The organism is Microcoleus sp. AT9b-C3 (assembly GCF_036705485.1).
Taxonomy (GTDB): Bacteria; Cyanobacteriota; Cyanobacteriia; order Cyanobacteriales; family Microcoleaceae; genus Microcoleus.
This window is the reverse complement of sequence record NZ_JAUBUR010000030.1, coordinates 79,751-89,711: the sequence shown is the minus strand read 5'-3', so window position 1 is coordinate 89,711 and position 9,961 is coordinate 79,751. Positions and strand designations below refer to the sequence as shown.

At 45.1% G+C, this 9,961-nt stretch carries 9 protein-coding genes and 1 pseudogene; 5 read left to right on the top strand and 5 right to left on the bottom strand.

Annotated elements, in window-relative coordinates; genetic code table 11:
- The first annotated feature begins 82 nt into the window (after nucleotides 1-82).
- Together purQ and QUB77_RS23655 are read left to right on the top strand one after the other, a co-directional pair.
- The gene (purQ, locus tag QUB77_RS23660; protein WP_333067849.1) at nucleotides 83-784 is read left to right on the top strand and encodes a phosphoribosylformylglycinamidine synthase subunit PurQ; all 702 of its coding nucleotides are present in this window, start codon (nucleotides 83-85) and stop codon (nucleotides 782-784) included.
- Nucleotides 785-1,111: 327 nt separating this feature from the next.
- Nucleotides 1,112-1,915, top strand: a complete 804-nt coding sequence (locus tag QUB77_RS23655; RefSeq protein ID WP_333180598.1) for a DUF4058 family protein — start codon at nucleotides 1,112-1,114, stop codon at nucleotides 1,913-1,915.
- Between the two features lie 101 nt (nucleotides 1,916-2,016).
- Here QUB77_RS23655 and QUB77_RS23650 read toward each other — a convergent pair whose 3' ends face one another.
- Complete coding sequence (locus tag QUB77_RS23650) at nucleotides 2,017-2,583, bottom strand: hypothetical protein (RefSeq protein WP_333180599.1); 567 nt, start codon at nucleotides 2,581-2,583, stop codon at nucleotides 2,017-2,019.
- A gap of 130 nt (nucleotides 2,584-2,713) precedes the next feature.
- On the opposite strand from QUB77_RS23650, the gene QUB77_RS23645 reads away from it, so the two are divergent.
- Nucleotides 2,714-4,858, top strand: a complete 2,145-nt coding sequence (locus QUB77_RS23645) for a calcium-binding protein (RefSeq protein WP_333180600.1) — start codon at nucleotides 2,714-2,716, stop codon at nucleotides 4,856-4,858.
- A gap of 445 nt (nucleotides 4,859-5,303) precedes the next feature.
- Here QUB77_RS23645 and QUB77_RS23640 read toward each other — a convergent pair whose 3' ends face one another.
- Nucleotides 5,304-6,218: a M23 family metallopeptidase gene (locus QUB77_RS23640; protein WP_333180601.1), complete on the bottom strand. Its 915-nt coding sequence runs from the start codon at nucleotides 6,216-6,218 to the stop codon at nucleotides 5,304-5,306.
- A 316-nt stretch (nucleotides 6,219-6,534) separates the two neighbouring features.
- Here QUB77_RS23640 and QUB77_RS23635 point away from each other — a divergent pair, with 316 nt between their 5' ends.
- Complete coding sequence (locus QUB77_RS23635; RefSeq protein ID WP_333180602.1) at nucleotides 6,535-7,758, top strand: HhoA/HhoB/HtrA family serine endopeptidase; 1,224 nt, start codon at nucleotides 6,535-6,537, stop codon at nucleotides 7,756-7,758.
- Nucleotides 7,759-8,076: 318 nt separating this feature from the next.
- Here the strand turns inward: QUB77_RS23635 and QUB77_RS23630 are convergent, their stop codons facing one another.
- Both QUB77_RS23630 and scpB read right to left on the bottom strand, forming a co-directional pair.
- On the bottom strand, nucleotides 8,077-8,424 hold the full coding sequence (locus QUB77_RS23630) for a DUF760 domain-containing protein (protein ID WP_333180603.1): 348 nt from the start codon (nucleotides 8,422-8,424) through the stop codon (nucleotides 8,077-8,079).
- A 42-nt stretch (nucleotides 8,425-8,466) separates the two neighbouring features.
- Nucleotides 8,467-8,982: an SMC-Scp complex subunit ScpB gene (scpB, locus tag QUB77_RS23625; RefSeq protein ID WP_333180604.1), complete on the bottom strand. Its 516-nt coding sequence runs from the start codon at nucleotides 8,980-8,982 to the stop codon at nucleotides 8,467-8,469.
- Between the two features lie 397 nt (nucleotides 8,983-9,379).
- Here scpB and QUB77_RS23620 point away from each other — a divergent pair.
- Nucleotides 9,380-9,510, top strand: a pseudogene (locus QUB77_RS23620) (IS701-like element ISPlag1 family transposase); the annotation flags it as partial.
- A 199-nt stretch (nucleotides 9,511-9,709) separates the two neighbouring features.
- Here QUB77_RS23620 and QUB77_RS23615 read toward each other — a convergent pair.
- A complete protein-coding gene (locus QUB77_RS23615; protein WP_333180605.1) occupies nucleotides 9,710-9,910 on the bottom strand; it encodes an ISAzo13-like element transposase-related protein in 201 nt (66 codons plus the stop codon).
- Between the last annotated feature and the right edge of the window lie 51 nt (nucleotides 9,911-9,961).

Genomic DNA, 9,961 nt, shown 5'->3' with positions numbered 1-9,961 from the left:
TTCCTTCTTCCTTCTTCCTTCTTCCTTCTTCCTTCTTCCTTCTTCCTTCTTCCTTCTTCCTTCTTCCTTCTTCCTTCAGCTTATGAAATTTGGAGTTATTGTTTTTCCGGGTTCAAATTGCGATCGCGATGTGGTGTGGGTGACTCAAGGGTTACTCCACCAACCGACGCGGATGATTTGGCACGAAGATACCGATATTTCGGATATTGATATCATTGTAATTCCCGGTGGTTTCAGTTACGGAGATTATTTGCGGTGCGGCGCGATCGCCCGTTTTTCTCCGGCGATGCGGGCTACTGCGGAACACGCGAAAAAAGGCAAACTTGTACTGGGTATTTGCAACGGTTTTCAGGTGTTGACTGAAGCTGGTTTGTTGCCCGGTGCTCTGGTGCGGAATGCGGGATTGAATTTTATTTGCGATCGCGCTTCTTTGAAAGTCGAGCGCGGTAATACTCGTTGGACTGCGGCTTATACTACGGGTGAAATCATCGATTTGCCGATCGCCCACGGCGAAGGAAACTATTATGCTGATGCGGATACATTAGCCGAGTTAGAAGAGCACAAGCAAGTGCTGTTTCGCTACTGTACTCCGGCGGGCAAAATTAGCGATGCTGGCAATCCCAACGGTTCGTTAAATAATATTGCCGGTATTTGCAACCGCCAAGGCAATGTATTAGGAATGATGCCGCATCCTGAGAGGGCATCCGATCCGATGTTGGGCGAAACTGATGGGGTGAAATTGTTTCAAGGGTTGCTGATGGCAAGTGTGGCTGCTGTTTTGTAGTTGATATTTGGGGTGTCTATAATTTTATGAACAGGCAAGATGCCTGTTCCACAACAGATTAAATATGTTGTGGGGTGGGCATCTTGCCCGCCCAAAATCAACAGGCAAGATGCCTGTTCCACAACAGATTAAATTCATCTACAAATAGACATCTCCAATAATTACTGTGGAACCGGCAGGATGCCTGTTCTTAAAAAGCTTTAACTGGTTCCCAGGCTGGAGCCGGGGAACCTATATCCAGAGGCTCTGCCTCGCTTTAAAGCGACGCACCTACCCAATTAAAAATGCTAAAATGATTTGAAAGTCAATACATTGGAAAACAGTCCTATGCCTTCACCTTTTCCTGGAATGGACCCATACTTAGAACACCCCGATTTCTGGCAGGAAACTCACAATCGATTGATTATCGCGATCGCTGATACCATCATGCCTCAAATTCGCCCTAAATATGAGGTTGCAATCGACAAACGCATCTATGAAATTACCGATTTAAATGAAAGTAACGACGAGTCCCTTTTAGTAGGTATCCCCGATGTCGCGATTAAGCGTCAATCTAATAACCCGAATATTCCTACAGGTTCAGTTGCCACTGTAAGTATAACACTTCCGACTACCGTTAAAGTGCCTGCTCCTGAAAAAATTAAACAGACTTACCTGGAAGTGCGAGAAATGGCAACGAAACAAGTTGTCACCGCAATTGAAATTCTTTCTCCTGTCAACAAACGTAGTGGAGAAGGAAGAATTACTTATCTCAAAAAACGCCAGAGTATTTTAGGTAGTTTAACTCATTTAGTCGAAATTGATTTACTACGAAAATGGGAATCTATGCCCATTATTAATAATTCTATTCAAAGCGATTATCGGGTTTTGGTCAGTCCCAGTAATCGCCGTCCGTTTGCCGAACTTTATGCTTTTAATCTCCGCGATTCTCTACCTATATTTCCGCTTCCCTTGCGCGAGGAAGATGTAGAACCTATTGTTAACTTACCAGAAATATTTGCAGGTATTTACGATCGTGCTGGCTATGATTATCGGATCGACTATAATCGAGAACCCGTACCGTCTCTATCGGAAGAAGATGGGGTTTGGGCTACTCAAATTTTGCAAGAAAAAGAACTTCGAGATAATTAATTATATTTTACTTTATATCCTAGGGTTAGTCGCGATCGACAATCTCTAAATCAACTAGAAAATCTCCCAGCGACGCACCCTACAAATATCTCGCATCTTAGCTATGATAATTCACGCAATATTGTTTCTATCGTCACCTCTGGCAGACCAAGCAACTGAGCGATTTGGCATGGTTCGATACCTTGACTGTGTAACTTACAAACGACATCAGCAACATCAATTTCGAGCCGTTCGATCTGAGTTTTGAATCTGGATTCAGTGGCGTATTTGTTGTCAGATTTGCTATGTTCAGAAAGACAGGGGTTGAGGTTGAGGGTGTGGACGTATTCGACGTATTGATGAATATAATCTCTACCGAAGTTTGAAGTATTGCTAGTATTTCTGCGATCGCAAGCAGCTTTGAGATTGCCTTTTTGCATCTCTTCATCCATCACTACCGAGAGAGTTTTGAGTAACTTGTAGCCGACTTCTCGGACGTATTTGGTAGTGTAGCGCGTGTCACGAGCGATCGCTTCGTAGGTTTTACCATCATACATTCCCTGAAACAGTAGCCGTTGCAGCGTGTTGAGATGTTTACCTGTTTTTTCAAATATTAGACCATCGACCAATTTTAGCAATTCGTTATCGTCAGGGACGGCTTGCAACGGGCGATCGTCGTTGGGCTGCATGGGTTAAGTGAAGAAATATAAAGTTAAGGAAACTTCGGGCTTTTTCAGTCTTTTTCGGGCTTTTTCAGCCATGACACAGATGAGACAGGTGAGGTAGATTTCTTAAATCACCAATACAAAGCAACAGTGTATGCCTGACAATTTAGCTTTGCTGGACAAGAACGATGACATATTGAACGGTAGCAGCGCCAAGAATCAAGCGGATTGCGGCTGTGGCTCGAAAAAAGCCACGACTCAAGAGACGGTATCGAATGCTCAGAATATCCAGAATATCTTTAGCTTGGGAAGCAACGATACGCTAGAAAGTTCGATCACGCAAGACTTTTTGAATGGTAACACGGGAAAGGACTTTATCTCCGGTAATGTTGATGGGGATATCGGGCGATCGACTTCTCAAGTCGGCAGTGGGTCACTTTCGAGCGATGGTAGTGCTTACATTTTAACTGAGGGAAGCGACACATTTACGATCGCATCTGGCTTGCTCGATACTCTCATAGGCGGTTTACGGGGTTTAGGCGGTGCGGATTCGATTACAGGCTCAGAATCCGGGGATATCGTCTATGGCGACGAAGGAAATGACCGAATTGAGGGCCTCGGTGGTGCTGATTTGCTCTCCGGCGGCTTGGGAAACGATTTTCTGAGTGGAAATCAAGGGAACGATAATCTTTCCGGCGGCGAAGGGAACGACACAATTTATGGGGGAAAGGGCGATGACTTAATAGACGGTGGCAATGGTGATGATGTCCTGTACGGTGACTTTGGGATAGATACTTTGACTGGCAGTACGGGTCAAGATATTTTTGTTTTGCCCAGTGGTAGTGCTGCGATCACGACCTCTGCTGCCGATATAATCACCGACTTCAATAAAGATGATGACTTTATTGGACTAACTGACGGTTTAACAGAAGCAGGAGTGACTTTAGAAGCAGCTTCTATCGTACCAGGAACTTCAGATACGGTAATTAAAAATAGCGCTACTGGTGCGATCTTGGGTCGAGTTGCAGGAGTCTCACCAACAGACGTGCAAGGACGCTTAGTAAAAGCAAACATTGTAACTTACGACACCCCGACAGCTAGACAAACATCAGCAGATACTTATGAAATAATTCTAGCAGGGAGTGATGGAAGTCAGTTTGTTTCTACCATCAAAAAAACTGACACTCAAGTGTATCAGGAATCTGTGAGATACACACCATCGAATCAGGACAACAGTGGGCTTGAACAATTTACAGTTCGCTACAATCCAGATGGGACAAGAGCCGAACTTCAACAAGCAGGTTCCTCCAACTCAGTCATCCTGCAACGAATTGACAATAACTCAGCCAGTGTAATAGAAAAAAGTGCGACAGGCGAAATAGAAGCTGGGAGAATTGGAGACTTGGGAACAGACTTTGCCAGAAATTTAGCATTAGAGATTAGTTGCATTTTTGGAAAAGGTTTTTGTCAAGCATTTGAGCAAACAGCAGAGATGGTAGGTAAATGGAAAGATGGTGCTGCAAAGGTTGGCTCTGTGTTGGAAAAATTTCGAGTGCCAGTAAATGGAAGTAGCAGTGCCATTGAGGAATTTGAAGGAATCAGTCAAGTTTCTGGTGTTGTTTGTACAGCTTTATTTGGCAATGACGAAGCCCTCAAAGAAGCAGTAACAGGAGCGGTAGAAGATAAAATTCCCCTTCCTGAACCACTGACAAAACTTCTTAAGATTGGCGATTCAGTTCAAAACTTATTTAGTGGAATCAATAAATATTTCTTTGATGGTAAGGGCGAACTATCATCTAATCTTCGCAAAGAATTAGGAATCAATGCTTGCGATCCCCAATCTCCAACAGTTCCGCCACCGCCAAGTACAAATCCAAGTCCCCCAGCACCATCCACTGCCTCTTTAAAAATAGAGATAGAACCATCTGCTATCCCTTATCTGGGGACTGCTAACCTGAATGTCAAATACTCGAATCCAGACAACGACAGCAGAATTGTAGAGATCACGGGTACCGGTCAAAAAGGTCTTGGATCTACCAGTTTTCTAATTCCCGAAGATAAAAAGGGTCAAGGAGAATTAAATTTCACTTTGACAAATCGTGGCAGAGAGCTAGGTGGCCCGGGTAGTGAAAGCTTGGATAATTTCTTAGACGTTGGGATTGGGAATGGACGGGGAGGATTACTATTTGCTGATGATTACAAACAACTATCATTTGATCTTCTTGCAGCTCCTAATCCCCTAGATTTCTTGCCTAATGTCTATACCCTTACTTCGGTAGAGGGCTTGACGCGGCGGTGATAATGGGTATAGTCGGGCGGGCACGGGGGCACCGCCCCTACAGGAATTATTTGGAATTTCAGTGTGATGTAGAGTTAGTTTAAGGAGATCGGGTTTTTTGTTGATCGGGCGATCGGGTTTTTTGTGGATCGGGCGATTGAATTTGAGAGAAATGTGCGATCGGGCAATAAGTTGTTAACCAATAAGTGATTAATCGGAACTCGATTAGTGCGATCGTTACTTGTTTCTCGGATTCTATCAAGTTCAAAAATATTGTGAGTTAAATAAACGGGTTTTGCATCATTTGTTTTTGTAAGTGAGGATGGTAAAATGTTGGTAACATATTTTTTGGGATAGGCAAGCGTGTAACAATTCTGCTGCCTATCTTTCTTTACCACCACACAGCTCAATCCTTACCCCGTCTGGATTTAGGGCGGGTTGTCACCCCCCCAGCACACTAACAATCCTATTTTTTAATAGTCGCTTGCAAATAAAGCAGCGGGTCTTCAGCGACCCAACCCAAACCCGAATTGTAGCGAACTTCAAAATGCAAATGAGATGCCGGAATGTCCCGTTTTCCAGTCATTCCCACAGTTCCCAAAACTTCTCCCGACAGCACTTTTTGACCGACTTTTACCGCAATATCTTTCAAATGAGCGTAGCGCGTTTGCTTCCCCGCTTCATGGTTCACCACCACTAAATTCCCGTAATCCCCCTGCGGCCCGGCAAAGGCGACAGTCCCCTCGCCCGCCGCCAAAACCTGCGTACCCTCCGACGCCAAAAAATCTACGCCACTGTGGAAAAAAAATTCGCGCCGCGCCGGATGCAATTGCCGCCCGTAACGCAAAGCTTCCACTGCAGGGGCGGGCAGCGGAAATCCTTGCACCGATGGCGTTGCATCGGGATTGATAGAAGGCCCGATCGACCTATTCACCGTTGGCACAAACACCGTTTGCCCCAAAGGCCTGCACCCATTCGCCTCAAATAGCAAATCTGCAGGCACTTTGTAAGCTTCTGCCAGTTTTTGCCAATTCCAGCCCGCAGGGACTTCTACCTCGGTGCCACTGTACGGAGGAATGACGATCGCACTTCCAGCAGATACTTCACCGCCCCCCAACGTCGGATTGATCCCGATCAGCGCTGCAGGAATCACATTGTACTGCCGCGCTATGCTTTCTATTGTTTCGCCCTGGGCCACAGTATGGCGGCGCAACCGAGACATAGCCGGACTCGGGCAATCGCGGGCGGGGTCAGGGTTTTCTACAGGTATACCAGAAGGAAGATTTGCAGGTGGGATCTCGGTATTTGCCGCCGTTTGCCCAACAGGTGCGATCGACCAAATTAGTGCAGAAATCACCGGAAATAAGCGTTTAAACCTCATTATCTACCGAAAAAAGTATTCATTTGGGACAGTTGACAATTTTCAAATCCTGTGAGGCTTCATATTTACAACCTCTAGCCACCCCCCAGACTGTAAATCCCAGGCTAAGCCAAGTTAGGATGAGAATTATTAGTTAGAGTCGCTCTTGGCAAATCCGGCAAAATTGCCTGTGATGCCGATGGGCGCCTGCCTGTTAACAGCTATGTTCTTGAGGAAGCGGTACGCCCCGCCCCGCTTCCTTCCCATCGCCAAGACAAAAACGCTTGTTGATTCCGAACGTGTCTGCGGGGATGAGGTATTTAGCGGGAGTTATTAAATGAGTTTATCTTTTAAGCAAGCGACCCTTTATGTGACTTTGCTGTCAATCGGCGGAGGTATGGGATGGTTGGGAAATCGCTATCTGCAAGGCTCAAACAATCTGGAAACCGGATTGGTTTTGCCAGTAGTGCGCCAGCAAATCCCCCCCTATGCGTCTCCTCCTGTTCTGGAAAATCGGGCAGTCGATCGCAGCAATCCCAATTTTATTGCTGAAGCAGCCGAAAAAGTCGGCCCTGCTGTAGTGCGGATTGACGCATCAACCAAGGTGGCGAATCAAGTACCGGAAGCTTTCAAAAATCCTTTGTTTCGTCGGTTTTTTGGGGAAAATTTGCCGCAGCCGGAAGAACGAGTCAAGAGAGGTACCGGTTCCGGGTTTATTCTCACTTCTGACGGTCGCATTGTTACTAATGCTCACGTTGTCTCCGGGACGGATACTGTCAAGGTGACGCTCAAAGACGGCCGCGAGTTTGAGGGTAAGGTGCAGGGAGTCGATCCGCTGACGGATGTCGCTGTGGTTAAGATTAATGCTAAGGAACTGCCACAGGTGGCTTTGGGTCGCTCGGACAATATTGTACCGGGACAGTGGGCGATCGCGATCGGCAATCCTTTGGGTCTGGACAATACCGTGACTGTGGGCATTATCAGCGCTACGGGTCGATCGAGTTCTCAAGTCGGCATCCCCGACAAGCGAGTCCGCTTCATCCAAACCGACGCCGCCATCAACCCCGGCAATTCTGGTGGCCCCCTGCTGAATGACCAAGGCGAAGTAATTGGCATCAATACCGCTATCCGCGCCGACGCTCAGGGTTTGGGATTTGCAATTCCGATAGAAACCGCCAAACGAGTTTCCGATCAGTTATTCGCCAAAGGTAAAGCCGAACATCCCTATCTCGGCATTCAAATGGTCAGCTTGACTGCAGCCACCAAGGCAGAACTCAACAAACAGCTCGATAATAATAATAAAATTACCCTCGATCAAGGCGTAGCCGTGGCGCGAGTGGTGGAAAATTCCCCCGCTCAAAAAGCCGACTTGCGTCCCGGAGATGTCATTCAAAAAGTTGACGGAATTGCGGTTAACACTCCCGGTGACGTGCAAGAACGGGTGGAAAACACTGTTGTGGGCAAAGAACTCGAAGTGGAAATTAACCGTTTGGGTCAAGTTCAGAAAATTAAAGTACGTCCGGGTGCTTTTCCCCTATCGGGTAGCTCCGCCGGTGGGTAATACCATTTTCGATTTTCGATTTTCGATTTTCGATTAAAGAATTAAGAATGACTTACTGCATAAGGATTTGGAGCTTATCTACAGTTGCATTCTTTTTTGAAATTGGTATTAGTTGCAGGGGTGGAGGATGGAAGATGAATCTGATGCTTTATAGTCCTGGAAGCAGTAACCGGGTTTTTTCACCAAAAGCCTCGGTGTAGCGCGAGGGATATCCGGTTAACAGCCCGGTTTCTTAATTCCCTGTGCCTCCATGATTCAGGATTATGGATTTTTCTGAACAACTTTCATCTTTCTGGCTTCCCCAACCCGTCGATCTTTTTACTTGTCTTTGGGTGAGTTTGGTTTAATCGAGCTGGTGCTTGCTAAATTTTCTTCTAGGTACATCCTCTGCTCCATTTGCCTCAAAAAATAGCCTGTCATCATCGCTGAAGCTAGCAAACCTGCTAAGTTTTCGCGATCGGTGGTAATTTCGACGTTAAAATTTTCTGAAGGCAAAACGCCGACAAGTCCTTGAACGTTATGAGAGATTATTTCTCTGATGTCGGGGCTGACGGACTTGGCGACGCGGGCTAGAACCTCCGGGGATTGGTGTTGGAGGTACTTCAGCAGTGGATTGACTGCGGTTTGTTGGGCATTTGATGTGTCAAAGTCAGGGTGAAAAACCATTTGGCGATTCTTAATTTCTGGCTGGTTACATTCTACTTCAAACTACTCGTCATTGGTTGGGTACAAATTTGCCTGAAAGTCAATTTGCAATTGTTTTGGCAGTTGGTCTACTTGAAAGTACCGGTGAAATTTCTCGGTAACTTGTAACCAATACGACCGCCCCTCAGTGGGTCGCCGTTTGCGGACGAAACCCATTTCTACAAGTTCCTGCACTTGTTGGTAAGCTCCTGAACCTCGCAAGTTAACTAAATCTGGCTGAGCGATGCCGCCTTTGAGGGCGATCGCAGCCAGCGTCCGCAAAGCTCCCACACCTAATTCTGGAGGTATTAAAGTTTGCATTAAACTGGCAAACTCTTCTCTGAGTTGCAGGCTGTATCCTGTGGGGGTTTCGACGACTTCTAATGCACTGTCGCGGTGGGACGAGTCAGACATGAGTTCGATGATGGCGTCTTCGGCTTCGGCTCGATCGCACTTGGCAATCTCGGCAATTTCTGCGATCGACACTGGCTGACCTTTTAAGTAAAGTATGGCTTCTATTGTTGTGGCTAAGCGAGTCATTTGGGAATTAGTAACGAGGAATTGGGACTTTGAAAGAAGAAGGAAGAAGCAAGAAAGAATCAGGACTCAGGAAAACAACAGTTATCCGTATTTCCGTAACTTCCGTGTCGTGAATAATGAGAGTTAGTAATAAACATTCCCCTTACACAAATTATTAATAGTGTAGGTTAGGTTGAGGAACAAAACCAAAACTTTCCATTTTCTTTTTTTCAGGACTTACGCACGAACACTAGATATAGCGTACACGGTTTAGAAAGACCCATTGGATAGAGCTATAAACCCTGATAAACTTCCCGACCTCTTGATATTATAAATTTTAATATCATCAGGGGAGGAATGAATAGATTTTTCAGAGGAGTTATTATATACTGGAGGCATAATAAACCGGGTGAACTGTATGGAATTTACCCAACTAGACTATTGCCAATATTTACTGAGCAGTCAGGTTAATTATACGCTGACCAATCTAGCTGAACCTAAAAAAAATGCAGCCATGACACTATAAACCACTACTTAGGAATGAAAAATAAATAACTTAATTAATTAATTACTCAGCTTGAGGTACGGCTCGATAATTCCATTTGGGCAAATATTCATCAAAAACAATTTCACAACATTTTTGAAATTACCAGCTACCTTTCGACCCGTTTTGTAAACTTTATTAAGGATATTTACAGCTACAGATAGTCCCGTTTTAGTTTGAGTTTTTTCTACGAGCTTTTACTAATTATAAAATTGTAAAAATTACTCCTTGACAGGTCCTAGTAATATAAGGAAAAAGTCGATGATCTCTGGGATTATATTTAGATCTATAAGGATGGTAATGAGCAATTTTGATCTCAATTCCTATTTCATTAACTAATTTCGGCAGATGTTCTTTGAAAATATAATGATTAGCATTATTACCTCCACCATCACATTTAGCCAAGCTAGAATTAGCGTTAGGGTAGCTAGCCTTTCCCTAATTATTCCACCAGTT